The organism is Pseudomonas sp. GW821-FHT01E05 (assembly GCF_059422425.1).
This window is the reverse complement of the sequence record NZ_JBWKWW010000004.1, coordinates 87,583-112,967: the sequence shown is the minus strand read 5'-3', so window position 1 is coordinate 112,967 and position 25,385 is coordinate 87,583. Positions and strand designations below refer to the sequence as shown.

Here is a 25,385-nt window from a genome sequence, read left to right as displayed (position 1 = left end):
GGATGAAAGAAACATTCGCACTGCAAGACGCTGTTGGGCAACCCCCTTTTCTGCCCCAAAAAAGTTAACCGGCACACTCTGAATCTAGACCCTCCAGGCGGTTTTTGCTGGCTTGATCATGTGCCCGGAAAGTCTTGGCTGGCAACAGCTTACTGCTGATTCGCAACGGGGTTTCACCGCTCGTCAGAACCTGTGCAGGGCTGTGTCAGCTCTGATTTACTAAGTTACAGCCGCAGTAAGACATCTTTGCGTCAAGGTGGGACGCAAGGCATAGGGCTGAGGGTTTGATCGCGCAATTATTGGCGAATCGGCGGGATGCAAGGAGGCTTGAAATGACCAGTGTGGTTCTGGAAATCGATACGCAGTTGTATCGGTTGTTGCAATCGGCGGCTGCGGCCAATCATCTGAGTTTTGAGGAAGAGTGTCGGCGACGTCTGGAGGGTTCTGAGCGGCGTTCGCGGTATTTGCAGGTGTTGGTGGCAGAGCTGCGCGCCGATGATCAACAGCGACGCGCAGCAGAGCAGTGATTACTTCTTCTTTTTCTGCTGTAGGCAGTCAGACTCTTTGAAGCGTTCAGAGGCTACCGGGCGATTGGTTTTATATTCAGTAAATTCGTAGCGCATGATCGCCCCCTTGGCCATCAACTTGCGATAGCTCTCGTTACGGCAGACGGTAGCGCCTAACTGGAAATACACCGCTTGTGGGTTCGCGCGCATTTTTTCTGCATGGCTTGACTGCACGCTGAGGTGGTTGATCAGCTCTTTACCTTCAACGGTGTAGCCTTGATCGAGAATGTCCTCGTTGATCGCCCGTGGGGTGCCAGCACTGCTTTGCGTGGCAACCTGTTCCAGCATCTTGCTCAGTTCGTAGTCTTGTTTGGACGCAGCCTGGGCAGTGAAGGGCAGCGCCAGCAGAAGGGCAACGGTGGGAACGATAAGGCGCAGCATGAAACTCTCCTGGTTCAGTGACTGGTGCTTCGACCCGCCACGGGACTGTGCGTTCAATGGCGGCGAATTATAGGGGGAGCAGGGGTGGACGGTACAGGCTTGCGCAGGTTGCTCTGGTAAACTGCCACGACTTTATTGGCCAACCGAGTTCTTTTCGTGTCGATTCTTTCCTCTTGCCACCTTCAGCTACCATGAGCCACGCCGTTTCCCGCTTGCGTGCCCAACGCCTGGCCCGTGCGGTCAAACCTTTTGTCGCACGTGGTTCGCGGGCGGAACGTTGCCCGGGTTGCCGAGTGATCCCCAGCCATTGCATGTGTGTGTGGCGGCCGCAGGTTTCGGCCAAATCGGCGATGTGCCTGGTAATGCATGATGTCGAACCGCTGAAACCGAGCAATACCGGCTGGCTGATTGCCGATGTCATTGCTGACACCAGCGCGTTCCCGTGGTCGCGTACGGAAGTCGAACCGGGGTTGCTGGCGCTGATTGCTGACCCGCAGTGGCAACCCTACATTGTATTTCCAGGCGAGTTTGTCGCGCCGGAGCGTGTGGTGACCGAGGTCAAGCTGGAGCAGGGCAAGCGTGCGCTGTTCATTCTGCTGGACGCCACCTGGAGCGAAGCGCGCAAAATGTTCCGCAAGAGTCCTTACCTGGAACACTTGCCGGTGCTCAGCCTGGAGCCCGAGCAGCTCTCACGCTATAAATTGCGGCGCTCCAAGCGCGACGATCACTTCTGCACCGCAGAAGTTGCTGCCTTATGCCTGGAGCTGGCCGAGGATCAACCGGCCAGTGAAGTACTGGACGCTTATCTGGATGTGTTCAGTACGCATTATCTGGCGGCGAAATATCAACAGGTGATCGACCCGAACGATGAAACCCACACACGTCTGAAACCTTTTCTCTAGCGATCATGCAATCACCAGCTCCGGCCTTTTTGGCCAGAGCTGCGCCACCAGCATCCCGATCAGCATTAACGCACAGCCGAAATAGCCACGCAGTTGCAAAGACTCATCGAGCAGCCAGGCACCGGCAATAGCTGCGAAGACAGCTTCCAGTGAGAAGATGATCGCTGCGTGCGAGGCGATTGCATCCTTTTGTGCAATCACCTGCAGTGTGTAGCCAATGCCCACTGCAACGATGCCGCCATACAGAATGGCCGGACCAGCGGCGATAATTGCGTTCCACTGCAAGGTCTCAAAGCACAACGCCAGGACCAGGCTGACCAATGAGCACGTGGCGAATTGCAGGAAGGCCAGGCGAATCGGGTCATGACGGCTGGCGAAAACCCCGACCAACACCACATGCCCACCCCAGACAATGGCTCCGGTGAGCTGTAGCCAGTCCCCTGGGGCGACCTGAAAGTTCTCGCCTACGCTGAGCAGAAACATCCCGACTACCGCCAATATTGCGCCGAACCAGGTGCCCAGCCCCGTCTTGTGGCCAATGATCAGGCCCAATAGTGGCACTACAATGACATAGAGGCCGGTGATGAAGCCGGCATTGGTCACGCTGGTGAATAACAAGCCAACTTGCTGGAGGTTGATTCCGAGAGCCAGTGCCAGGCCCATCAGCCCCCCGCCCATTAGCAGGCCGCGGGTAAGCAAGGGCTCTGGTTTGGTGTGATGGTGATTGCCACGCAGCACCAGCGGTAGCAGGCAGAGCGAGCCAAGGGCAAAGCGCAGGCCGGAATAAAGGTAAGGACCGATATGATCCATCCCTGAGGTTTGTGCGACAAATCCCGATCCCCAGATCATGGCGGTTACAAGCATCAGGACATCGGCACGCAAGGCTTGGCTTCGCATGATGGCACTCTTATTAGTTAGCCGATGACTTTGCCGCAAAGCATCCAGCTTGACCACCCCGCCTTCGCTGGGCATGCTTGGCGCCGATTAAGGCGCGACTGAAGTTTTGAACGCTGGTTTGCTGGACTCCTGGCGTTGAACGCGCCTTGCGGGTACAGCATTTTTGGCTGTCGCCTTGTGTTGCGTTGGCGAGGACTGAATTCATCAGGCCTCCCGTAAAAACAGGATCATTTGAAAAATGGCCACATACGAAATCCTGATTGCCGATGATCACCCGTTGTTTCGCAGCGCGCTGCATCAGGCGGTGACGCTGGGCCTTGGCCCCGAGGTTCGTCTGGTCGAGGTTGCGAGCATTGCGGAACTGGAAACCCGTCTGACCGAAAAGGCTGACTGGGACCTGGTGTTGCTGGATCTGAACATGCCGGGTGCTTACGGTTTTTCCGGGCTGGTGTTGTTGCGCGGCCAATATCCGCAGATCCCGGTGGTGATGGTTTCGGCACAGGAAGAGGCATCGATTATGGTGCGCTCCCGTGAGTTTGGTGCGAGCGGTTTCATTCCCAAATCCAGTTCACTGGAAGTCATTCAGCAAGCGGTGCGTAGCGTTTTGGACGGCGATGTCTGGTGGCCGCCGCAGGCTTTCGAAGCGGTTAGCGTCTCGGACGAGGCCAAAGCCGCCAGAGATGGACTGGCCAGTCTGACTCCCCAGCAGTTTCGCGTACTGACCATGGTTTGTGAGGGGTTGCTGAACAAGCAGATTGCCTACGAACTGGGCGTTTCGGAAGCGACGATCAAAGCCCACGTGACGGCGATTTTCCGCAAACTGGGGGTGCGCACCCGGACTCAGGCGGCTTTGCTCTTGCAACAACTTGAGTCAATTTCGACCCAGTAACAGCCTGTTTCTTCACGCTTTTTTAACTTTCATTGAACTAGTTTCCCCACTCATTTTTTCAGTTGTCTACTTTATGTCGCCTTTCAAAGGTCAAACGGGTCTTAAACGCATCCTCAATGCCGCCGGCTACTCTTTCGACGGCTTGCGTGCTGCCTTCAGGGGAGAAGCGGCTTTTCGTCAATTGGTGTTGCTCAACGTCATCCTGATTCCGTTAAGCCTTCTGTTCAACGTCAGTCGGGTAGAGCGGGCAATGCTGATCGCTGTGTGTCTGCTGGCATTGATTGTCGAGCTACTCAATTCGGCAGTGGAAGCGGCGATCGACCGGATTTCCCTTGATCTGCACCCCTTGTCGAAAAATGCCAAGGACATGGGTAGCGCCGCCCAACTCATCGCCCTGAGCATGATCGCCGTGGTGTGGGCCGTGATTCTGATTTAACGGCCGCTCAAGCGATCGTCGGCAGGACTATTTCGTCACTGCGCTGTACCCCGGCGGTGAAGGCGCGGCACAGTTCGAGAAACTCGCGCATGGCCGAGGTCTGGTACTTCTGTTTGTGCCAGATGAAATAGAACTGCCGCGCCAGGTCCAGATCCGGCGTTTCTACGGCCACCAGGCTGCCGCGGCGGAACGCATCGCGCAGCGCCAGTCGTGATATGCAGCCAATCCCCAGCCCCGATTCCACTGCGCGTTTGATCGCCTCAGTGTGTTCGAGTTCGAGGCGGATGTTCAGCGCGCTGCGGTGATGACGCATGGCCTGGTCGAAGGTCAGCCTTGTTCCAGAGCCTTGTTCGCGCAGAATCCAGGCCTCGTGCGTCAGTTCTTCCATGCTCGCCTGGCCGCGCTTGGCCAAGGGATGCTGGGGGGCGCAAAACACTACCAGCTCATCTTCGACCCAGCTTTGCACCTCGATATCCGGGTGGCTGCAATCGCCTTCGATCAGACCCAGATCAATTTCGTAATGGGCAACCTGTTGCACGATATTCGCAGTATTTTGTACATGGAGTTTCACCTGGCTTTCGGGATGCCGCTGCATAAAGCTGCCGATCAGCAAGGTCGCCAGGTAATTGCCGATGGTCAGCGTGGCGCCTACCGCCAGTGAGCCGAAGCTGGACTTGCCATTGAGCAGATCCTCGATCTCCTTGGCCTGATCCAGCAGGGCTACGGCCTGTGGCAGCAGTTGCCGGCCCAGGGCATTGAGGCTCAGGCGCTTGCCGGCGCGATCGAAAAGCTGGCAGCTGGATTGGCGCTCAAGCTCGGTGATTGAGGTGCTGGCGGCCGATTGGGAAAGCGCCAGTAAGCCCGCAGCACGGGACACGCTTTCCTGCTGGGCGACGGCGACGAATACTTGAAGTTGACGGAGAGTAAATCGCATATCTATATAACCGATAACCCTTATCTTAATAATCCATTTAACAGATATTGTCGCCGCCATTAGAATGCTATGCAATTGCGCTCAGCAGCTCATTTTTTGCAGAGCAGGCGCAGAGCATGCGCAGATAAATTCCCAGGAGTCCCCGTACATGAGCAACATGAACCACGAGCGTGTCCTCAGTGTTCATCACTGGAACGACACTCTGTTCAGCTTCAAGTGCACCCGCGATCCGGGCCTGCGCTTCGAGAACGGTCAGTTCGTGATGATCGGCCTGCAACAGCCCAACGGCCGCCCGCTTATGCGCGCTTACTCGATTGCAAGCCCTAACTGGGAAGAGCATCTCGAGTTCTTCAGCATCAAGGTTCCGGATGGTCCGCTGACTTCCCAGCTGCAGCACTTGAAGGAAGGCGACGAGATCATCATCAGCAAAAAACCGACTGGCACCCTGGTGCTGGACGATTTGAAGCCTGGTAAGCATTTGTACCTGCTCAGCACCGGTACCGGTCTGGCGCCGTTCATGAGCGTCATCCAGGATCCGGAAACCTACGAGCGTTTCGAAAAAGTGATCCTGTGCCACGGCGTGCGTTACGTCAACGAAGTCGCTTACCGCGAGTTCATCACCGAGCACCTGCCGCAGAACGAGTTCTTTGGCGAAGCGCTGCGTGACAAGTTGATCTACTACCCAACCGTGACCCGCGAGCCGTTCGAGAACGAAGGTCGTCTGACCGATCTGATGCGCAGCGGCAAGCTGTTCAGCGATATCGGTCTGCCGCCGATCAATGCGCAGGACGACCGCGCCATGCTGTGCGGCAGCCCGAGCATGCTCGACGAAACCAGCGAAGTGCTCAACAGCTTCGGTTTGAAGGTTTCTCCGCGTATGCGTGAGCCGGGTGACTACCTGATCGAGCGCGCGTTCGTCGAGAAGTAAGCCTTTAGCTCTTGTGACGCAGAGCGTCACCGGAGGCATTCCCACGCAGAGCGTGGGAACGATCAGCCCGAGTTGCCTGAGAAGGCAGCGCGGGCTTTTTGGTTTCTGGCGATTTATTCGGCGGGGATGACTTCCAGCACTCGGATCAGGCCGGGCTCGGGGTAATGCCAGCGCACGTCCAGATCCCAAAACTGCGCGCCGTATTCGCGTTCCGCTGTAGGAATCTGGTAAGCCGGGCGTGGGTCTTGGGCCAGGCACTGCTCGACCAGCTCAACTAAAGGCTCTTGCAGGCGCTGAGCGTGCTCGTGAGCCTGTTGCAAGGCGGAGTCCGTCCACTGCACCGGGATAAGGTCCGGCGCGGCGCTGGCGATGCTATTGGACGCCGTGTTGACGATGTCCGCATAAGGCACGTAAGGCTTGATATCGAGAATAGGGGTGCCGTCCAGCAAATCGATGCCGGAGATCCACAGGCGATTGGCCTCGACTTTGTCCAGCCTGACCACCGACTGGCCGATGCCGTTCGGGCGATGGGTGGCGCGGGTGGCGAATACACCCATGGATTTATTGCCACCCAGGCGGGGCGGGCGGACCTTGAGCCGTGGTTTGTCTTCCAGGGCTTGATGGAACAGGAACAGCAGCCAGACATGACTGACCTGCTCAAGCCCTTGCACGGCATCGCCCTGATCAAACGGCGCCACCAGTTCCAGAACGCCGCGAGCGGCAGGAGCCAGTTGCGGTTGGCGCGGAATCGCGAATTTCTCCTTGAAGCAGGAGCGCACGAAACCGATGGGGGAAACGCTGTAGGTCATGGTCTGGATCGAGGCGGGGGTGAGGGTGGGCATCATAACCCGAGCGACCTCTGGATCGGTGGTGACTGACAGAGCGCTATGGCCCCGCCGCCAATCTCAGAGACTGAACTCACCATCGAGTGGATGATGTTCCCGGTCATGTAAGCCCCGGCGGTGCTTACCAGGCTGATGGCCAGTGGAGCCATTATTGTGCAGCGCAATGAGCAATCATAAGGATTCAGGTGGCTCAGAGTCGCCACCTGAAACCAGGGTAATCAGCCGCGAACGCGCAGGGTCAGGCCTTTCAGGAAGTTGCGTAGCAGTTGATCACCGCAGGTGCGGTAGTTGGTGTGGCCGAATTTGCGGAACAACGCACTCAACTCGGGTTTGGATACCGGGAACTCGGCGGCCTTGAGGATCGCGTGCATGTCGTCTTCCTTCAGTTCGAAGGCCACCCGCAGTTTCTTCAGGATGATGTTGTTGGTCACCGGCAGCTCGATTGGCTGTAGAGGACGGCTTTCGTCCTTTCCACGCTTGAAGATCACCAGGCCGTCGAGGAAATGCGCCATGACCTCGTCCGGGCAGAATACGTAGCCTTCTTCCTCGTCTTTCTTGAGGTAGGTTACGAGGTCTTCTTTACTGACTTCGAAACCGGTGAGCTTGATGATCTCGACGACCTTGTTGTCGCTGATGTCGAGCATGTAGCGCACGCTGCGCAGTACGTCGTTATGAATCATGTGTGCAGTCCTGATCATTCAGCTGTGGGCGCCGCAGGGAGCTGCGACGCCAAAGTGTGTGGCAGCCTTAGAACTTCTCTTTGGCCGACAGGTAGCGCCATTGGCCCATCGGTACTTTGCCGATGGAAACCCCGCCGATGCGGATGCGGCGGATGGCAACGACCTTGAGGCCGACGGCCTGGCAGAGCAGAGCGATGACACCCGGCTGGGGGTTTTTCATCGCGAAGCGCAGGCGGTTTTCGTTTTGCCAGCTGGCTTTGACCGCCGGCAGTTCCTTGCCCTTGTAGCTCAGGCCGTGGTTCAGGCGGTTGAGCCCGTGGGCGACCATCTCGCCCTCGACCTCGACCACATACTCTTGCTCGATCTTGCCGGCATCGGCCGTGAGTTTGCGCAGGATCTTCCAGTCCTGGGTGAATACCAGCAGCCCGCTGGCGTTGGCTTGCAGGTCGGGGCTGGCGGTCAGGCGCAGGAAATGCCCCTTGAGTGGGCGTTTGCTGAAGCGGTGTTCTTCACTCAGGGTTTCAGGGCCGATCAATTGCATGGCGCTTTCTGCATCCATACCCGCCGGCGCGTGCAGCAGGATGGTCACCGGCTCCGGTGCAGTGGCCTTGGCTTCGGGGTCGAGCTCGACTTTTTGCGTGTCGACCTTGAACTGCGGCTCATCGATGACTTCGCCGTCCACCGTTACCCAGCCGCCCTCGATGAACAGCTCAGCCTCCCGACGGGAACAGCCGACGAGTTCGATCAGGCGTTTGGAGAGACGAATCGGGTCAGTCATGACAGGGGCCGTAACAAAAGAGGGCGCCCATTGTACCTGCCTGGCGCCGGTTAATCGCGGGTCCATTTAAAGCGTGTGTTTTTTAGCCGCGCCGGGCCCGCTGATTTGCCTGTTTGAGGCGCATATGCAGTAGCGGATAGGGCTGGCCCATGCCGTCGTGATCCGAGCGTCCTATGACTTCGAAGCCCTGTTTGAAATAAAAGCCCAAGGCTTGGGGGTTTTGTTCGTTGACGTCCAGTTCATCGGCGTTGAGGTGTTCCAGTGCATAGCGCAGCAGTTGTTTGCCCAGGCCCTCGCCACGGTGTTCGGGGGCGATAAAGAGCATTTCGATCTTGCCCGCCGCGACACCGGCGAACCCGGTGATGTTCTGGCGTCGGTCGCGGGTGCAGATCAGCATGACGGCATCCAGATAGCGGGTGAGCACCAGGTTTTTCAGCAGGTCGATGTAACTGTCCGGCAAAAAGTCATGAGTAGCACGCACCGATGCCTCCCAGACCCGGGTCAGTTCTTCGTAGTCGCTGTGTTTCGGTGTGTGGATGACCGAATGATGGCGCATGCCCGCCTGCCCCTTGTGCTGTGTGTGAGGTGAAATCCTTTTGCTGAACAAAACGATAGACGTAAAAAAGCCCCGCATCCCGTGAAGAGAGCAGGGCTTTTCGTATTTTTTGCGTTTAGATCTGTTCAGCCCACAGGTCGTATTCGTCGGCATCGGTCACTTTGCACCAGACCTTGTCGCCTGGCTTGAGGTTGCTGCCGTTGTCGATGAACACGTTGCCGTCGATTTCCGGGGCATCGAAGAAGCAACGGCCGACCGCGCCTTGCTCGTCGACTTCATCGACCAGTACTTCGATTTCACGGCCGACGCGCATTTGCAGGCGCGCCGAGCTGATGGCCTGCTGGTGCGCCATGAAGCGCTCCCAACGGTCTTGTTTGACGTCATCCGGTACCACGTCCAGATTCAGGTCGTTGGCCGGTGCGCCTTCAACTGGCGAGTACTGGAAGCAGCCGACGCGATCGAGCTGGGCTTCGGTCAGCCAGTCGAGCAGGTACTGGAAGTCTTCTTCGGTTTCGCCGGGGAAACCGACGATGAAGGTCGAACGGATGATCAGGTCCGGGCAGATCACGCGCCAGTTCTTGATGCGTGCCAGGGTCTTGTCTTCGAAGGCCGGGCGTTTCATCGCCTTCAGCACTTTCGGGCTGGCGTGCTGGAACGGGATGTCCAGGTACGGCAGGATTTTTCCGGCGGCCATCAGCGGGATCAGCTCATCGACGTGCGGGTACGGGTAAACATAGTGCAGGCGAACCCAGACGCCGAGGCTGCTCAGCGCTTCGCACAGTTCAGTCATGCGGGTTTTCACCGGTGCGCCGTTCCAGAAGCCGGTGCGATATTTGACGTCGACACCGTAGGCGCTGGTGTCCTGAGAAATCACCAGCAGCTCTTTGACGCCGGATTTGACCAGGCGCTGGGCTTCGTCGAGCACATCACCGACCGGACGGCTGACCAGTTTGCCGCGCATCGAGGGAATGATGCAGAAGCTGCAGCTGTGGTTGCAGCCTTCGGATATCTTCAGGTAGGCGTAGTGACGCGGAGTCAGCTTGATGCCTTGCGGCGGTACCAGGTCGATCAGCGGGTTATGATCCTGACGCGGCGGCACGACGTCGTGTACAGCGTTGACCACTTGCTCGTATTGCTGCGGACCGGTCACCGCAAGCACGCTTGGGTGAACGTTGCGGATATTGCCTTCTTCTACGCCCATGCAACCGGTAACGATGACTTTGCCGTTTTCCTTGATGGCTTCACCAATGACTTCCAGGGACTCGGCCTTGGCCGAGTCGATGAAGCCGCAGGTATTGACCACCACGACATCGGCGTCCTGATACGTGGACACGACGTCATAGCCTTCCATGCGCAGTTGGGTAAGGATGCGCTCGGAGTCGACCAGTGCTTTCGGGCAACCCAGGGATACGAAGCCAACTTTGGGGTTGGCTGGCGTTGTGGTGGACATGTCTAACCTCGGTGTTTTGTGACGCCTCCAGCCGTGAGCGGCAAGGCGACGGACGGGCGCTTGGCGCGCCTCTGATCAAAAAGTGCGCAATTCTAGCGATGGGCAGCGCACTTGACCAGCTTTATGCAGGGAAATGCGACGACTGCTGCGCTATGCTTCGCCGCGTCGCGCGATAGAGAGTTTTTACGGTCGACAAATCGACTGTAACGATAAGAAAAACAGCGCATGCTGCACGGCAAAGCATAGTGCTTCTTTCAAAGAAGTCCGGGTCTGAGTAGTAGGAGTGGTTGATGGGTCAGGCAAGTAGTCAGGCGGTGGGCTCTGAGCATTCCGGGGCGAGGCCCTTGGGAATGTTGGTGGCGGCGGTCGGGGTAGTTTACGGCGATATCGGCACCAGCCCCTTGTACACCCTCAAAGAGGTGTTTTCCGGCGGTTATGGGGTTGCGGTCAGTCATGACGGAGTATTGGGGATTCTGGCGCTGATTTTCTGGTCGCTGATCTGGGTGGTCTCGATCAAATACGTGCTGTTCATTCTGCGGGCTGACAACCAGGGCGAGGGTGGGATTATGGCCCTTACTGCGCTGGCCCGGAGCGCGGCTGCGCCCTATCCGCGGCTGCGGATGGTGCTGGTGATTCTCGGTCTGATCGGCGCCTCGCTGTTCTACGGCGACAGCATGATCACCCCGGCGATCTCGGTGTTGTCAGCAGTCGAAGGTCTGGAACTGGCATTCGATGGGCTCGAACGCTGGGTTGTGCCGCTGTCACTGATCATATTGGTCGGATTGTTCCTGATCCAGAAGCACGGCACGGACCGAATCGGCAAGCTGTTCGGGCCGGTGATGGTGTTGTGGTTCGTCCTGTTGGGTGTGCTGGGCGTTCATGGCATCGTCCAGCATCCCGAAGTGCTCCATGCGCTCAATCCGGCGTGGGGCGTGCGCTTCTTCAGCGTTCATCCGGGCGTGGGCCTGGCGATTCTGGGAGCGGTGGTACTGGCCCTGACCGGTGCTGAAGCCTTGTATGCGGACATGGGCCACTTCGGTCGCAAGCCGATCGCTCGTGCCTGGTTCGCCCTTGTGCTGCCGGCGCTGGTGCTGAACTACTTCGGCCAGGGCGCATTGCTGCTGGAAAACCCGGAAGCGGCGCGGAACCCGTTCTACCTGCTGGCACCGGGTTGGGCGCTGATTCCGTTGGTGATCCTGTCGACCCTGGCCACGGTGATTGCTTCCCAGGCGGTTATCTCCGGCGCGTTCTCCCTGACCCTTCAGGCGATCCAGCTGGGTTACATACCGCGCATGCACATCCAGTACACCTCCAGCGCTGAAAAAGGCCAGATCTATATCGGTGCGGTGAACTGGGCGCTGATGGTCGGGGTGATCCTGCTGGTGCTCGGCTTCGGGTCTTCCAGTGCGCTGGCTTCGGCCTACGGCGTGGCAGTGACCGGGACCATGTTGATCACCAGTATTCTGGTCGCGGCGGTGATGCTGTTGCTGTGGAAATGGCCGCCGATCTTGACGGTACCGATCCTGATCGGCTTCCTGCTGGTGGACGGGCTGTTCTTCGCCGCCAACGTGCCGAAAATCATTCAGGGCGGTGCCTTTCCGGTATTGGCGGGGATTGTGCTGTTCATCCTGATGACCACCTGGAAGCGCGGCAAGCAGTTGCTGGTGGATCGTCTGGACGAAGGTGGCCTGCCGTTGCCGATATTTATCAGCAGTATCAGTGTGCAGCCGCCCCATCGCGTGCAAGGTACGGCGGTTTTCCTCACGGCCCGGGCGGATGCGGTACCTCATGCCTTATTGCACAACCTGTTGCATAACCAGGTGCTGCATGAGCAGGTAGTGTTGCTGACTGTGCAGAACGAGGACACTCCGCGAGTTCCTGCGCAACGGCGTTTCGAGGTGGAGTCTTATGGTCAGGGGTTCTTCCGGGTGATCCTGCACTTCGGCTTTATCGACGAACCGGATGTGCCAGAAGCCCTGAAGCTGTGCCATCTCGATGAGCTGGACTTCAGCCCGATGCGCACCACCTACTTCCTCAGCCGTGAGACGGTCATCGCTTCCAAGCTTGAAGGCATGGCCCGTTGGCGTGAAGGGTTGTTCGCTTTCATGCTGAAGAACGCCAACGGTAACCTGCGGTTCTTCAAGTTGCCGGTGAACCGGGTGATCGAACTGGGTACTCAGGTCGAAATGTAAGCCCCCCAAAAAAAGCCCCCGTTGCCTTGCGGCAGCGGGGGCTTTTTTGTGGGCGATCAGATCACTCTTCAGCGACCTTGGTCTTGCCCTGACGCTTCTCGATCGCATCGACCAGGCGTTGAGCCAGGGCCGGGTAGTTTTCGTCGAAGTGGTGGCCACCAGGCAGTTTCATGGCTTCACCCACTGCGGTCTTCTCGGTGCAACCGCTTTCGTCGACTTCTTCTGCGCCATAGATGCATACCACTTTGTCTGCTGGCAGCTTGGCCATTTCCGGGCCGGTGGCGGCTTCTTTGCCGGCGTTGCCCAACCAGCCTTCGACCTGGATTTCGAAGCTGCCGGTGCGGGCGAAGGCCAGCAGGATAATAACGTCAACCCTTTGCTGCTCGGCTTCTGGCAGACGGTTGTAAATGGCCGGCAATACGTCGGCGCCGAAGGAGTAACCGGTCAGTACGAAGCGTTTGGTGCCCCATTTCTGGCGATAGTGCTGCATCAGTTCGGCGAGGTCAGTGGCGCTTTGCTCCGGGCTCTTGTGCTGCCAGTAGTAGCGCAGGGTGTCGATGCCGACCACCGGGTAGCCAATCTTGGCCATTTCGCCGGCCACATCACGGTCCAGGTCGCGCCAGCCGCCGTCACCCGACAGGAACAGGGTCACCGTGTCTTTTGCCTGGCCGGCGGGTACTTCGACCACCGGGATATTCAGCCCGCCATTGCCCTTGTCTGAACCGACGAGGATCTTGCGTAACTCATTGTTCAGGACTTGCGGCAAGTGGATATCGTAGTCGCTGATACTGGTTTCGGCGTTGGGTTGATCGCGGACAAAGCCTGCGCTTGTGTCGTCAGGGTTGTCGTTCCAGGCCACCAGCCAGTGACCGTGAGCTGCGGTTTTGGGCAGCAGATGGGTGCAGCCGGGCTTTTCCAGTGCCAGGTCCACGGACACGGCCTGGGCCTTGTCATTGGTTTGCTCGGACAGCCAGCGCCAGGCCAGAATTGCTCCAGGGCCGATACCGCTGACCAGGGTGGCTGGACCGTTGAGTTGTTTCATGGCCGACTGCAGTGCGCTGCCCTGCAACGTGCAGTCGGCAGGCAGGATGACTTGAACAATCTGCGCAGCACCGCCACGGCCCAGGGTCAGCAGTTGTGCATCGCTGAGCTTTTGTTCATCGGTCACTGCCACGACCACTTGCGCGCGCGCAGTGGTACCAGGAACGACGCGAGTCATTGTCGAGCCATCGGCTTGTGCCAGGTGTTCAAGTGTCGGCTCTGGCGCTGGGCGGTTCCAGAACCAATAGCCGCCACCGAGGAGCAGGGCAAGCGCCACCAGAGTGGCCAGTAAATACCGCCAGGAGCGTTGAATCATCAGCGTTTCACCAATCCAGTCAAGCCGCCCGCAATCAGGGCGGCGGTATCGGCCAGCGCCACCAGCGGATCGAGTCCGGCGGGCACGGCCATGTAACGGGGTTCCCAGTCAGGCTGGAACTTGTCTTTGAAGCGACGCAAACCCTGGAAGTTGTAGAGTTGCTCGCCACGGCTGAACACCATCGAGCCGAGGCGCTGAGTCAGTGGTGCGCCACGACGGGGTTGAAGCCCCGACAATGGGACCATGCCCAGGCTGAAACGTGCATATCCATGACTTTTATAATGTTGAATCAGGCCGACCATCATGAACTCCATGGTCAGTTTGGGCGCATCTGGATGGGCGCGCATCAGGTCGAGGCTGGCCAGTTCATGGCCGTAAGTCTCAAGCAGGTTGGAAAACGCTACCGGGCGCCCTTCGAAACGGATAATCGCAACGCGAAAATGCTTGATGTAATCATCACTGAAACGGCCAAGGGAAAACCCTTTCTCGCGCACGTTCTTGCCGGTCAGCCAGGCATCGGAGATGACTTTCAATTCATCCATGGGGGCTTGACCCGGCTCGTGGATTTCCAGCGACAGGCCGTCCCGTGTGCCACGGTTCCAAGTGTAACGCAGGTCCTTCATCTCTTTGCCCTTGGCTTCGAGATCAAAGCGCTGCAGATCGACCCGGGCTTCCTCACCGAGTTTGATTGCCGACAGACCGATGTCCATGTAATACGGCAGGTTTTCTGCGCGCACCTGATAGAACACCGGGCGGGCGTGATGGACGTCGCAAAGGTCGCGGAATTGCCAGATCATCTCGGCCCGTTGCTGGGTCGGGCCAATCGGGTCGTACAACGCTACCAGGCTGCGACCGCGACGGGCGTACATCAGGAATGCGTCGTTGTTGGGATGAAAGAGCAACGCCTTGTCACCGGTCAAGGCCAGGCCGCCGTCCGGTTGGGCTGAGGACATAAGGATTTTTACCGCCTTGTCGAGCTCTTCGGCGGTCGGTAGATGGATCACCGGGCGTGCAGTGCGTAGCAGCCAGGTCAGCGACACTACCACCAGCAGCACCGCGGCGCCGAGTAACGAGCGCAAACCGCGCGGAGCATCGGCGTCGAGGGTGAACTGCCACCAGAGTTGATGACTGTAGGGCACGTCCTGATAGGCAAACAGTAACAGCCAGGTCGATGCGCCAAGTACGCAGAGGCTGGCGACCAGATAAAGTGGTGAAAACGGTAACTCGGTCAGGCGGCTCGGGCGATAAAACGAACGCCTGAACACGCCGAGCAGGCAGGCGATCAGTGTCAGAAGACAAGCTTCTTCCCAGTCGAAGCCTTTGAGCAGTGAAAGCAGAGCACCGACCAGCAACATCACCATAGTCAGCATCCATGCTGCGGACAGGCGGCGTCGCAGCCCCTGTGCCAGGAGCAGGCACAGTACGCCGATCAGGCTGGCACCGAAATGTGAGGCATCGATCAAACGGTCCGGGACCAGGAAGTCGATGGCTTCGAGACGGGTATCGATTTCCGGTGTAGCACCGGAAAACAGCAGAACCATGCCGGACAGGAACACCAGCACCGCGAGGATTGGCGCAGCAAGGCCCGAGGCTACCCGCAGCGATTGGCGAGACTGGAACAGCCGTTGTGCTTCGCTGATCAGCAATAACAGGCAGGCCACCAGCAGTGGCAGAACCACGTAGATCAGGCGATACAGCAGCAGGGCTGCCGCCAGTGGCGCGGCACCGAGCTTGTCGGCGAAGGCTGCCAGCAAAATGGCTTCAAACACCCCGACGCCGCCGGGCACATGGCTGAGTACACCGGCAGCCAGCGCCAACAGGTAGATCAGTACGAAGGCGCCGAAGGGTGGCGCTTCAGGTAGCAATAGATAGAGCACGGTGGCGGCAGCGGCCACATCCAGCGCCGTGATCACCAGCTGCAGGAGGGTCAGGCGGCGGCTTGGCAGGCGCAGGGTGCGGCGCCCGACACGGACCAGCAAGTTGTCCGGGGATGGTTGTTCCGGTAGACGGCGACGGTAGATGCCGATCGCCAGTACCGCCCCGAGAAACAGCACTGTGAGGGCAATCCCGGCCAGCAGGGATTCGGACAGGTGCAGCGCAGCAGCGGCTGCTGGCAGGTTGCTGAGCGTCGCCAGGGCTGCCAGTGGTGGTAGGGCGCAACCCAGTGAAAGGCTGGCGAACAGCGTCATGTGGGCGACGTCAGAGGCCCCCAGGCCAAAGCGTGCATACAAGCGGTAACGCACCGAACCGCCGGAGAGCAGCGAAAGGCCAATGGCATTGCCGATGGCGAACGCGGTGAATCCCCCCAGGGCCAGCGTGCGCGGCGGCAATTTCACGCCGGCATAACGGCTGGCTGACCACTCATAGCCCAGCAAAATGATGAAGCCAGCAATGGTCGCCCCTAATGCACCGAGCAAGGCCGGCTTCGGCACTTCCAGGATTGAGTCGTGCAGGGCATACAGATCGAGTTCGCTCAGCAGGTGGCGACAGGCAATCAGCGCGATCGAGAATAGCAGCAGAGTGACTGCCAGGCCGATGGGTTGACGGTATTTGCTCAACAGCTCCAGCCAGCGCAGGCGAGTGGCTGTAATCGGTTGGGTCGCTGTGACGGTGTCTTGTGGATCAGACGAGTTGGCGCGCATCAATCACCTCTTGGATTGTGCGCGACAGGATGGGGGTATCCAGCCAAGTTACCAATCCCTATGAAAAAAATAATTTCAAATATTAACGCGTCTCATCGTAACTGGACGACTGCGCGCAACCAGCAGTAGAGAGTATTGTCTGCGACTCAGCATAGCCTGCGCCGAGATGATTCCGATTGACCGTCGACAGCGCGGCACACATTGCCAGATCATTGTTGCGAAAGGGCATTTTCGACAGATACAAAAAAGGCCACTCTTTCGAGCAGCCTTTTTTGATGTTTGGTTGCGGGAGCCGGATTTGAACCGACGACCTTCGGGTTATGAGCCCGACGAGCTACCAGACTGCTCCATCCCGCGTCTGTGTGGCGGCATTCTACAGGCGATCGCTTGAGTGTCAACCGTTAATAGTCTATTGGGTCAAATAAGCGCAAATAAGTGGCGAACGGTCGGTTGGGTGGGGTAAGTGCCAGAAGCGCAAAGGGTTTTCCTTTTGCACTGTTTTCAGCCGCTGACGGGAGAGGTGCTGCCAGAGGATGGGGTTGTAAAAATCGACGCGCACAAAAAAGGCCACTCTTTCGAGTAGCCTTTTTTGATGTTTGGTTGCGGGAGCCGGATTTGAACCGACGACCTTCGGGTTATGAGCCCGACGAGCTACCAGACTGCTCCATCCCGCGTCTGTGTGTCGGCATTCTACAGCGGATCGCTGGGCTGTCAACCTGCAATTCTAAAAAATCTCTTTTTGTTCAATCGCTTAGCTTGTCAGGAGGGCAGCCTGACAAGCCTTGAGGGCTTGCTGCGTAAGGCTTTCAGCTCTATTGGTATACCTGTTTTGATTGATAAAATAAATCCATTGAGGGTTTTTCCTACGTATACAGGCGAAGATTCAAAAGCACTGGTGCTATATACAGGTGTCAGTGAGATACTGCCGATTCGTTTCACCTTTGCCTCTTTTGCTCTCAATGAACACTGCCTATATATGACGCAGCGCAAAATCATCCACATCGACTGTGATTGTTTCTATGCCGCGATCGAGATGCGCGACGACCCGCGTCTGGCCAGCAAGCCACTGGCTGTCGGTGGTTCGGCGGAGCGGCGTGGGGTGATTGCCACTTGTAACTACGAGGCGCGGGCTTATGGGGTGCGTTCGGCAATGTCTTCCCGGCATGCCTTGAAGCTGTGCCCGGATCTGGTGATCGTCAAGCCGCGTATGGATGCATATAAAGAGGCTTCGAAAGAGATTCAGGCGATCTTTCGCGATTACACCGACCTGATCGAGCCCTTATCGCTGGATGAGGCGTATCTCGATGTTTCCGATAGTCCGCACTTTGCCGGCAGCGCCACGCGCATTGCGCAAGATATCCGCCGACGTGTCTCCAACCAGTTGCATATCACCGTCTCGGCCGGTGTGGCGCCGAACAAGTTTCTCGCCAAGATCGCCAGTGACTGGAAAAAGCCCAACGGCTTGTTTGTGATTACCCCGGATCAGGTTGAGGATTTTGTTTCCGCCTTACCGGTCAGCAAGCTGCACGGGGTGGGGAAGGTCACGGCGGACAAGTTGGGAAGGCTCGGCATCGTCAATTGCCTGGAGCTTCGAGACTGGAGCAAGTTGGCGCTGGTGCGCGAATTTGGCAGTTTTGGTGAGCGGCTGTGGGGGCTGGCTCGTGGAATCGATGATCGGCTGGTGCAGAACGATAACCGGCGTCAGTCCGTCAGTGTCGAGAATACCTACGATGTGGACCTGCCCGATCTGGCCAGTTGCCTGGAAAAATTACCAGAGTTATTGGAAACCCTGACCGCCCGCATGGCGAGGATTGACAGCAGTTATCGACCGGGCAAGCCCTTCGTCAAAGTGAAGTTCCATGACTTTACCCAGACCACTCTGGAGCAGGCCGGGGCAGGGCGGGATCTGGAGGGGTATCAGCAACTGCTGACCCAGGCCTTCAATCGGGGCGTCAAGCCGGTGCGGTTACTGGGGATTGGCGTGCGTTTGCAGGATCTGCGTGGCGGGCATGAGCAGCTGGAGTTGTTTAGCCGCTAGGCGTTTGTAGCAGCTGTCGAGCTTGCGAGGCTGCGTTCGGCGGCGAAGCAGTCGTAAAACCTGCGATAGCGGTTTAACGGAACAACCGCATGCATCAGGCTACGACCGCTTCGCGGCCGAACGCAGCCTCGCGGGCTCGGCAGCTGCTACAGTCACACCCCGGGATCTGCCACCAGTCGCCCGGCATCTTTGGTCAGTGACTTGAGGAATTCACGCTGCAATTCAGGATCGTTGCGGGTCAATTCGATCAGGCTCTGTTCCAGTTCGCTGGCTTCTTCTTCAAGGCCCAACTCCGACAGGCGTTTTACCCGGTGTACCCACTGGCTGACGTCGTCATCTTCGAGGTCATCGAAGATCAGGTTGTGAGCTTCCAGCATCTTGCCGCGCAGGGTGCTGCTGATGGTCAGGGATGAGTTGGAATGCACGTCATTCTGAGCATCTTCGACGCTGATCTGCAGCTTACTGATGTGGTTCAGGTCCTGTTCTGAAAACGGACTGTCCAGCAGGTTCAGGCGCAGTACGCCGTTGCGATCAGTGCTCAGCTCAAAGGTATGAGTGCCGGCCTTGACCTCCACCGGCCGCTCGCTCCACGGCAGGCTCGAATATTCCAGGCGTTTGTCACGCTGGGTTTCGTCGATTCCGGCCAGGTTTTGTTGCGCTCGACCATGGGATTGAATGTTCATGAACGGGTTGAGCCCGGCAAGGCCATAGCTGATCCAGTCTTTGGTCATGCTGTCTGGCAAGTTGCCCAAGGCGAACACGTTGACAATATTCGCACCGACGCCAGCGACCAACGCCACGGCGCCCAGCGGGATCTCGTAGATCTCCCGCCAGGGCTGGTAAGGCGTGTAGCGATCATAGCGACGGGCAACTTCGAACTCGGTGACTTCGAAGGTCTTCTGCTCGTGGATCCGTACTCGGCGTTGCGGCAGTTCAAGCACCTTAGGCTCGCCGACATCGATCTGCAGGCTGTGCTCGAGCAATTTGCGCTCGATGCGTTCCTCGTGCTCGCTGTGTTGTGACATCTGATTGGCACAGCCACTGACCAGCAGGGTGCCGCACAGGGCGGCACCACCGAGGCCTAAGGTGTTTCGCTTGAACATGACTTCTCTTGATCTGGTTTCAGCGACGGATACGGGCTTGGAGGAAGGACAGCACCTCGGCGACCGGAAGCGCTTGCGGCTCGGCCTCGGTGCGGCTCTTGTATTCCAGGTTGCCTTCGGCGAGACCGCGGTCACTGACCACGATCCGGTGTGGAATGCCGATCAGTTCCATGTCTGCGAACTTGATACCAGGGCTGGTTTTCTTGTCGCGGTCGTCCAGCAGCACTTCGAAGCCGGCAGCAGTCAGCTCGGCATAAAGCTTGTCGGTAGCTTCGCGAACCAGTTCGGTTTCGTAGCGCAGAGGTACCAGAGCGATCTGGAACGGTGCGAGGCTGTCGCCCCAGATGATTCCGCGTTCGTCGTTGTTCTGCTCGATGGCAGCGGCAACCACGCGCGAAACGCCAATGCCGTAGCAACCCATGGTCAGGGTTACAGGCTTGCCGTTTTCACCGAGAACCTGGCACTTCATCGCTTCGCTGTACTTGGTGCCTAGCTGGAAGATGTGTCCGACTTCGATGCCGCGTTTGATTTCCAGCGTGCCTTTGCCGTCCGGGCTTGGATCGCCGCTCACGACATTGCGCAGGTCGGCCACGGCCGGAACCGGCAGATCGCGCTCCCAATTGACGCCGAAGTAGTGCTTGTCATCGATGTTGGCACCGATACCGAAGTCGCTCATCAGCTCGACTGAGCGGTCGATGATGATCGGCAATGGCAGGTTCAGTGGGCCGAGGGAGCCGGCGCCGGCGCCAATGGCATCGCGCAGTTCGGCGTCGGAAGCCATGACCAGCGGGCTGGCAACGCCTGGCTGGTTGGCGGCCTTGATTTCGTTCAGTTCGTGATCGCCGCGAATGATCAGCGCGATCAGCTTGCCTTTTTCTTCAGCGTGAACCACCAGGGTCTTGATGGTCTTTTCAATCGGCAGATTGAAGCCTTCGACCAGTTGCGCGATGGTTTTGGTGTTTGGCGTATCGACCAGGCGCAGCTCTTCGCCTGGCGCAGGGCGCGAGGTTTCGCGAGGAACGGCTTCAGCCTTCTCGATGTTCGCCGCGTAGTCGGAACCATTGCTGAAGACAATATCGTCTTCACCGGACTCGGCCAGTACGTGGAACTCGTGGGAGCCAGCGCCGCCGATGGAGCCGTTATCGGCTTCTACCGGGCGGAAATTCAGCCCCAGGCGGGTGAACACGTTGCAGTACGCCTGATGCATGCGGTCGTAAGTGACCTGCAAGGATGCCTGGTCCGCGTGAAAGGAGTAGGCGTCCTTCATGATGAATTCGCGGCCGCGCATCAAGCCGAAGCGTGGGCGGGTCTCGTCACGGAATTTGGTCTGGATCTGGTACAGGTTGATCGGCAGCTGCTTGTAGCTGCTGAGCTCGTTACGGGCCAGGTCGGTGATCACTTCTTCGTGGGTCGGGCCGGCGCAGAAGTCGCGACCGTGACGATCCTTGAAGCGCAGCAGCTCAGGGCCGTACTCTTCCCAACGGCCGGATTCCTGCCACAGCTCAGCCGGCTGGGTGCTCGGCATCAACACTTCAAGAGCGCCTGCAGCGTTCATCTCTTCGCGAACGATGGCTTCAACCTTGCGCATAACCCGCAAGCCCATGGGCAGCCAGGTGTACAGGCCGGAGGCCAGTTTGCGGATCATGCCGGCGCGCAGCATCAGCTGATGGCTGATCACAACCGCGTCGGAAGGCGTTTCTTTCTGTGTGGCGAGCAAATATTGACTGGTGCGCATGGTTGGCCGTTGTCGGTTGCTAATGACTAGAAATGACTGAGCATTGTACGGGTGAGATCTGTTTGCGTACAGGATTGCAGCCGGGCGTACCGGGGGAGGGTGGCGAAAGCCGGCAACCCCCCGGGGGGCTCCTAAGATTCTTTGCTGATTTCGCTGATTTCGCTGGCTTTGTTGGCTTCGCCAACTTCGCTGACTTTACTGGTGTCGCTAACGTCGTTAGCCGCGGCCGCGGCCGCGGCTGCGGCTGCCGCAGCGGCCTCGCGGGCGCGGCGGGCCTCCTGAAACCAGTGCAGGGCGATCAACAATACGGTCGGGATGCCAAGCAGGGTGGTGATCAGGAAAAAGTTGTGATAGCCGAATTTCTCCACCATCACCCCGGAGTAGCCGCCGATCAGGCGTGGCAGCAAGAGCATGATCGAACTGAGCAGGGCGTATTGAGTGGCGGAGAATTTCAGGTTGGTCAGGCTCGACAGGTAAGCGACAAATGCTGAAGTGGCCATGCCTGAGCTGAAGTTGTCCAGCGAGATGGTGAAGATCAGCATCTGCAGGTTGGCGCCCATGTCTGCGAGCATCACGAACAGCAGGTTGGTGGCTGCCGAAGCTACGCCGCCGATGAGCAGGATCGGCAGGATTCCGAAGCGCACGATCAGTAAGCCGCCCATCCCGGCGCCGACCAGGGTCATAATCAGGCCGAAAATCTTGCTGACTCCGGCGATCTGATCTTTGGTGAATCCCAGATCGATGTAGAACACGTTGGCCATCACCCCCATGACCGTGTCGGACATCCGATAGGTGGCGATCAGCCCCAGCAGCAGGAAGGCCTGCCAGCGATAGCGCAAGATAAAGTCGTTGACCGGTGTCAGTACTGGCGCCAGGCCGCGTCTACCCATGGCCGAGAGGCACAGGCTGGTCAGGATGATATAGAGGATCGCCCGCAGGAAGGCGCGATCTTCCAATAGCAGATCCAGCAGGCTGACACCGTTGAACAGCACGCTGGCGAAGTCGGTGTTGTAAAGCTGGGTAAACATCGCCGGTACGGAGATCAGCAGGATGATCAGCACGAATACCGACACCAGTTGATGCACAAAGCTGTAGCGCCCGGCCGACAGCTGAGTACGCAGCGGCACGGGGGGTTCACGCATAAGGAGCGTGGTGAGCAGTGCCGGGATCATCAACACACCGAACAGGACGTAGGTGCCGGTCCAGGCCGCATGTTTGTAGTTGAAACCCGTGGAGCCGAAGCCTTCGGCAAAGAACAGTGCACCGGCGGTCGCCAGCAGTACGGCAACTCGATAACCGGACATGTACGCGGCGGCCAGCGCGGCCTGGCGGCTGTCTTCGGCAATTTCCAGGCGATAGGCGTCGATAGCAATGTCTTGGGTGGCGGAGGCGAAGGCGACGATCACCGCAATGGCTATCAGCCAGGACAGGTGTTTTTGCGGGTCGCAGAAGCCCATGCTGATCAGTCCGAGGATGATCAGTGATTGAGCGAGGACCAGCCACGAGCGACGACGCCCGAGTTTACCGAGCAGCGGCAGGCGCCATTGGTCGAGCAGCGGCGACCATACCCATTTAAAGGCATAGGCCAAGCCGATCAGGCTTGCGTAGCCAATGGTTTCGCGGGCTACACCAGCTTCGCGCAGCCAGACCGAAAGCGTCGAGAACACCAGCATGTAAGGCATGCCGGCGGCGAAACCAAGCAGCAACAGTACGAGCGTCGAGGGGCTGGCATAGGCGGCGAGTGCGTCGCGCCAGGTTTTTGGGGGCATGGGCTGGAGTCTGCCTCAGATTGCGGAAACAAAGCGCGCACTCTAACCGCTGTGCTCTACCGGACGCCAGCCATGACGCTGAATATCAACACGATTGTTCAGGATGCTGATGCCTTCCATGCGCAAGCGCGTACGTTGTTCATCCCCTGAAGCGCTGCCGGCAGGCAGGCTGATACGCCCGCCAGCACCGAGAACACGATGCCAGGGCAGCTTGGTGTCGCCGGGCAATTGGCTGAGTGTGCGACCGACCCAGCGTGCGGCACGGCCCAGCCCGGCCAGTTCGGCCAATTGGCCATAACTCACCACTTTGCCCTCCGGGACTTGGGCAAGTGTGAGGTAGAGAGCCGTGCGTCGGATTTGTGCAGGGCTTTCACTCTCGTCGGGAGATTCAGTCACGTTCGTGCTTCCTGAAGGAATTCGCGAGTTCGCCTGTAAGACATATCCCTGATAGGTCGATGAGAATTTAACTCGGTTGTGATGCTTGGGTCAGTCCTGGCTAAGGCTTTTGTCCATGGGGTGTCCGGTTTTTTTCGCAAGCTCGGGCCCTGTGTTCGCTTATGTTGTCCAGAGCCCTGCTGTGCCTCGTTGTCATCAGTTTGAACGGGGCGCGTCACACCGCTTTTTTGGTGTCGCCTGATAACACTGGCGTTCTATCGTTCGAAAGCTGGGGGGTAAACCTTTTTCAGAGCATCTTCAGGGCAAAACAGACGGGCACAAAAAAGCCCCGCTTTTGAGGGCGGGGCTTTTGCTGTATCAGGACAAGTTAGATAACTTGAACTTCTTCAGCTTGCATGCCTTTCTGACCGCGGGTAGCGATGAAAGAAACCTGTTGGCCTTCTTTCAGGCTTTTGAAGCCGTCGGACTGGATAGCTTTGAAGTGTACGAACAGGTCGTCACCGGATTGTGGAGTGATGAAGCCGAAGCCTTTTTCATCGTTGAACCACTTAACGGTACCAGTTTGGCGATTAGACATGGTGTATCTCCTTGGACAAAGTTAACTGCGACTCAGGAAAAGCCCTGGCCGAGACTGAGTGCAAAGAGCAGGAAAAATTCTTGGAGATGGTTGGATCGAAATTCAACATATCGTGTAGAGATTCTCAGTGACACAAGCAACACAGTGGCGCCACCTTAACCCTTTTTCCGGAACGTGCCAATGGTCTTTATGAAGGTTTCTTTATTTTCGTGACTGACGGTGCTGCGTACGGGATCCGGGCCTGCGCTATTGCCGGGATCAGCGAGAAAAGCGCCCCGGACTTTGAACCCGGCGGCGCGCCCCGGTAAGATGCCGGACAGAATTTTTCCACCTCGCTATTCAGGACACCCGCCATGAGCATCAAATCGGACAAGTGGATTCGCCGCATGGCGCAAGAGCACGGCATGATCGAGCCCTTTGTGGAGCGTCAGGTGCGCGGCGAAGGCGCTGACCGGGTGATTTCCTTCGGCGTATCGAGCTACGGCTATGACGTGCGTTGCGCGGATGAATTCAAGGTATTCACCAACATCAACTCGGCGACCGTTGATCCGAAAAACTTCGATGAGAAGAGTTTCGTCGACGTCAAAAGCGATGTGTGCATCATTCCGCCAAACTCTTTCGCGCTGGCCCGGACTGTCGAGTTTTTCCGCATTCCACGTAACGTATTGACCATCTGCCTGGGGAAAAGCACCTACGCCCGTTGCGGCATCATCGTCAATGTCACGCCGCTTGAGCCGGAGTGGGAAGGCCATGTGACCCTGGAGTTCTCCAACACAACGACCTTGCCAGCGAAGATCTACGCCAATGAAGGTGTGGCGCAGATGCTGTTTTTCGAGTCCGACGAAGAGTGCGAAGTGTCTTACAAAGACCGTGGCGGCAAATATCAGGGCCAGCTTGGTGTCACCCTGCCGCGTACCTGATTCAGTCATCTGACGAACAGTTGGAATTCTTGAGCGAGCAGGTACTCTATTGAGAGTACTGCTTCGGTTCGCGCAACGCGAGTCGGGCCATCGCTCAGGAGCGCCCTATGAAAATCGATCCGCGTATAAGTGCTGAGCTGGCGAGGCTTGAGCCCAATCAGGTCGGCATGCTTGCCTGGTCATTGCTGGCGCATCCGTCGGTCAACATGGCGGGCGGCATTCCTGGTCAACCCGACCCGGACACCCCGAACGAACAGCCTACCGAACCCGGTGAGCCCACCCTGCCGGATGAGCCACCTCCCGCTCCCGTAGCTTGATATCTCTCGCCAGAGAACTTTGCAGGAGCCGAGCTTGCTCGCGATAGAGACGCCTCGGTCAAGCTGACCGACCGCGTTATCGTTCATCGCGAGCAAG

The 25,385-nt window shown here is 58.1% G+C and carries 24 protein-coding genes, 2 tRNA genes and 1 pseudogene; 9 read left to right on the top strand and 18 right to left on the bottom strand.

Annotated elements, in window-relative coordinates; genetic code table 11:
- Positions 1-332 precede the first annotated feature (332 nt).
- Entirely contained in the window at positions 333-527 is a 195-nt protein-coding gene (locus tag AC07W5_RS09780; protein ID WP_494992586.1) for a hypothetical protein, read from the top strand.
- Here AC07W5_RS09780 and AC07W5_RS09775 read toward each other — a convergent pair whose 3' ends face one another.
- The gene (locus tag AC07W5_RS09775) at positions 528-947 is read right to left on the bottom strand and encodes a quorum-sensing-regulated virulence factor family protein (RefSeq protein ID WP_494992587.1); all 420 of its coding nucleotides are present in this window, start codon (positions 945-947) and stop codon (positions 528-530) included.
- A 191-nt stretch (positions 948-1,138) separates the two neighbouring features.
- Here AC07W5_RS09775 and AC07W5_RS09770 point away from each other — a divergent pair, with 191 nt between their 5' ends.
- On the top strand, positions 1,139-1,849 hold the full coding sequence (locus AC07W5_RS09770) for a tRNA-uridine aminocarboxypropyltransferase (RefSeq protein WP_495010322.1): 711 nt from the start codon (positions 1,139-1,141) through the stop codon (positions 1,847-1,849).
- Between the two features lie 3 nt (positions 1,850-1,852).
- Here AC07W5_RS09770 and AC07W5_RS09765 read toward each other — a convergent pair whose 3' ends face one another.
- On the bottom strand, positions 1,853-2,746 hold the full coding sequence (locus AC07W5_RS09765; RefSeq protein WP_495023267.1) for a DMT family transporter: 894 nt from the start codon (positions 2,744-2,746) through the stop codon (positions 1,853-1,855).
- 238 nt (positions 2,747-2,984) lie between these two features.
- Between AC07W5_RS09765 and erdR the strand changes: the two genes are divergently transcribed.
- Positions 2,985-3,635 (top strand): response regulator transcription factor ErdR, encoded by a 651-nt coding sequence (gene erdR / locus AC07W5_RS09760; protein WP_494992590.1) that lies wholly within the window; start codon positions 2,985-2,987, stop codon positions 3,633-3,635.
- 73 nt (positions 3,636-3,708) lie between these two features.
- Entirely contained in the window at positions 3,709-4,071 is a 363-nt protein-coding gene (locus AC07W5_RS09755; protein WP_494992591.1) for a diacylglycerol kinase, read from the top strand.
- A 7-nt stretch (positions 4,072-4,078) separates the two neighbouring features.
- On the opposite strand, the gene AC07W5_RS09750 is transcribed toward AC07W5_RS09755, so the two are convergent.
- Entirely contained in the window at positions 4,079-5,005 is a 927-nt protein-coding gene (locus AC07W5_RS09750) for a LysR family transcriptional regulator (protein ID WP_494992592.1), read from the bottom strand.
- A gap of 148 nt (positions 5,006-5,153) precedes the next feature.
- On the opposite strand from AC07W5_RS09750, the gene fpr reads away from it, so the two are divergent.
- Entirely contained in the window at positions 5,154-5,933 is a 780-nt protein-coding gene (gene fpr, locus AC07W5_RS09745) for a ferredoxin-NADP reductase (protein ID WP_494992593.1), read from the top strand.
- A gap of 113 nt (positions 5,934-6,046) precedes the next feature.
- Here fpr and tsaA read toward each other — a convergent pair whose 3' ends face one another.
- The 6 genes and pseudogenes from tsaA to rimO form a co-directional block, all read right to left on the bottom strand.
- Positions 6,047-6,742: a tRNA (N6-threonylcarbamoyladenosine(37)-N6)-methyltransferase TrmO gene (tsaA, locus tag AC07W5_RS09740; RefSeq protein ID WP_495023418.1), complete on the bottom strand. Its 696-nt coding sequence runs from the start codon at positions 6,740-6,742 to the stop codon at positions 6,047-6,049.
- Positions 6,743-6,838: 96 nt separating this feature from the next.
- Positions 6,839-6,927, bottom strand: a pseudogene (locus AC07W5_RS09735) (3-oxoacyl-ACP reductase); the annotation flags it as partial.
- A gap of 69 nt (positions 6,928-6,996) precedes the next feature.
- On the bottom strand, positions 6,997-7,458 hold the full coding sequence (locus tag AC07W5_RS09730; RefSeq protein ID WP_494992594.1) for a YehS family protein: 462 nt from the start codon (positions 7,456-7,458) through the stop codon (positions 6,997-6,999).
- Between the two features lie 67 nt (positions 7,459-7,525).
- Complete coding sequence (locus AC07W5_RS09725) at positions 7,526-8,236, bottom strand: rRNA pseudouridine synthase (RefSeq protein ID WP_494992595.1); 711 nt, start codon at positions 8,234-8,236, stop codon at positions 7,526-7,528.
- Positions 8,237-8,318: 82 nt separating this feature from the next.
- Positions 8,319-8,792, bottom strand: coding sequence for a GNAT family N-acetyltransferase (locus tag AC07W5_RS09720; RefSeq protein ID WP_494992596.1), 474 nt, complete (start codon positions 8,790-8,792; stop codon positions 8,319-8,321).
- A gap of 115 nt (positions 8,793-8,907) precedes the next feature.
- On the bottom strand, positions 8,908-10,242 hold the full coding sequence (rimO, locus tag AC07W5_RS09715) for a 30S ribosomal protein S12 methylthiotransferase RimO (RefSeq protein WP_494992597.1): 1,335 nt from the start codon (positions 10,240-10,242) through the stop codon (positions 8,908-8,910).
- Between the two features lie 350 nt (positions 10,243-10,592).
- Here rimO and AC07W5_RS09710 point away from each other — a divergent pair, with 350 nt between their 5' ends.
- Positions 10,593-12,434 (top strand): potassium transporter Kup, encoded by a 1,842-nt coding sequence (locus AC07W5_RS09710; RefSeq protein WP_494992772.1) that lies wholly within the window; start codon positions 10,593-10,595, stop codon positions 12,432-12,434.
- 61 nt (positions 12,435-12,495) lie between these two features.
- Here AC07W5_RS09710 and AC07W5_RS09705 read toward each other — a convergent pair whose 3' ends face one another.
- From AC07W5_RS09705 to AC07W5_RS09690, 4 genes are all read right to left on the bottom strand, one after another.
- A complete protein-coding gene (locus AC07W5_RS09705; protein WP_495010324.1) occupies positions 12,496-13,791 on the bottom strand; it encodes a virulence factor family protein in 1,296 nt (431 codons plus the stop codon).
- The gene (gene mprF, locus AC07W5_RS09700; RefSeq protein ID WP_495010325.1) at positions 13,791-16,433 is read right to left on the bottom strand and encodes a bifunctional lysylphosphatidylglycerol flippase/synthetase MprF; all 2,643 of its coding nucleotides are present in this window, start codon (positions 16,431-16,433) and stop codon (positions 13,791-13,793) included. The genes AC07W5_RS09705 and mprF overlap by 1 nt, the downstream gene beginning before the upstream one ends.
- A 280-nt stretch (positions 16,434-16,713) precedes the next feature.
- Positions 16,714-16,790, bottom strand: a tRNA-Met gene (locus AC07W5_RS09695).
- Between the two features lie 240 nt (positions 16,791-17,030).
- A tRNA-Met gene (locus AC07W5_RS09690) sits at positions 17,031-17,107 on the bottom strand.
- A gap of 302 nt (positions 17,108-17,409) precedes the next feature.
- Between AC07W5_RS09690 and dinB the strand changes: the two genes are divergently transcribed.
- A complete protein-coding gene (gene dinB / locus AC07W5_RS09685) occupies positions 17,410-18,471 on the top strand; it encodes a DNA polymerase IV (protein ID WP_495010326.1) in 1,062 nt (353 codons plus the stop codon).
- A 152-nt stretch (positions 18,472-18,623) separates the two neighbouring features.
- Here the strand turns inward: dinB and AC07W5_RS09680 are convergent, their stop codons facing one another.
- From AC07W5_RS09680 to AC07W5_RS09660, 5 genes are all read right to left on the bottom strand, one after another.
- The gene (locus AC07W5_RS09680; RefSeq protein ID WP_494992602.1) at positions 18,624-19,574 is read right to left on the bottom strand and encodes a hypothetical protein; all 951 of its coding nucleotides are present in this window, start codon (positions 19,572-19,574) and stop codon (positions 18,624-18,626) included.
- A gap of 19 nt (positions 19,575-19,593) precedes the next feature.
- Entirely contained in the window at positions 19,594-21,309 is a 1,716-nt protein-coding gene (locus AC07W5_RS09675; RefSeq protein ID WP_494992603.1) for a proline--tRNA ligase, read from the bottom strand.
- A gap of 131 nt (positions 21,310-21,440) precedes the next feature.
- Positions 21,441-23,078, bottom strand: coding sequence for an AmpG family muropeptide MFS transporter (locus AC07W5_RS09670; protein WP_495023266.1), 1,638 nt, complete (start codon positions 23,076-23,078; stop codon positions 21,441-21,443).
- A gap of 42 nt (positions 23,079-23,120) precedes the next feature.
- Positions 23,121-23,495, bottom strand: coding sequence for an MGMT family protein (locus AC07W5_RS09665; protein WP_494992773.1), 375 nt, complete (start codon positions 23,493-23,495; stop codon positions 23,121-23,123).
- Positions 23,496-23,841: 346 nt separating this feature from the next.
- Entirely contained in the window at positions 23,842-24,051 is a 210-nt protein-coding gene (locus AC07W5_RS09660; protein ID WP_002554837.1) for a cold-shock protein, read from the bottom strand.
- Positions 24,052-24,404: 353 nt separating this feature from the next.
- Here AC07W5_RS09660 and dcd point away from each other — a divergent pair, with 353 nt between their 5' ends.
- Both dcd and AC07W5_RS09650 read left to right on the top strand, forming a co-directional pair.
- Positions 24,405-24,971 (top strand): dCTP deaminase, encoded by a 567-nt coding sequence (dcd, locus tag AC07W5_RS09655; protein WP_419116148.1) that lies wholly within the window; start codon positions 24,405-24,407, stop codon positions 24,969-24,971.
- Between the two features lie 107 nt (positions 24,972-25,078).
- Positions 25,079-25,288 (top strand): hypothetical protein, encoded by a 210-nt coding sequence (locus AC07W5_RS09650; RefSeq protein WP_494992605.1) that lies wholly within the window; start codon positions 25,079-25,081, stop codon positions 25,286-25,288.
- Positions 25,289-25,385: the final 97 nt, after the last annotated feature.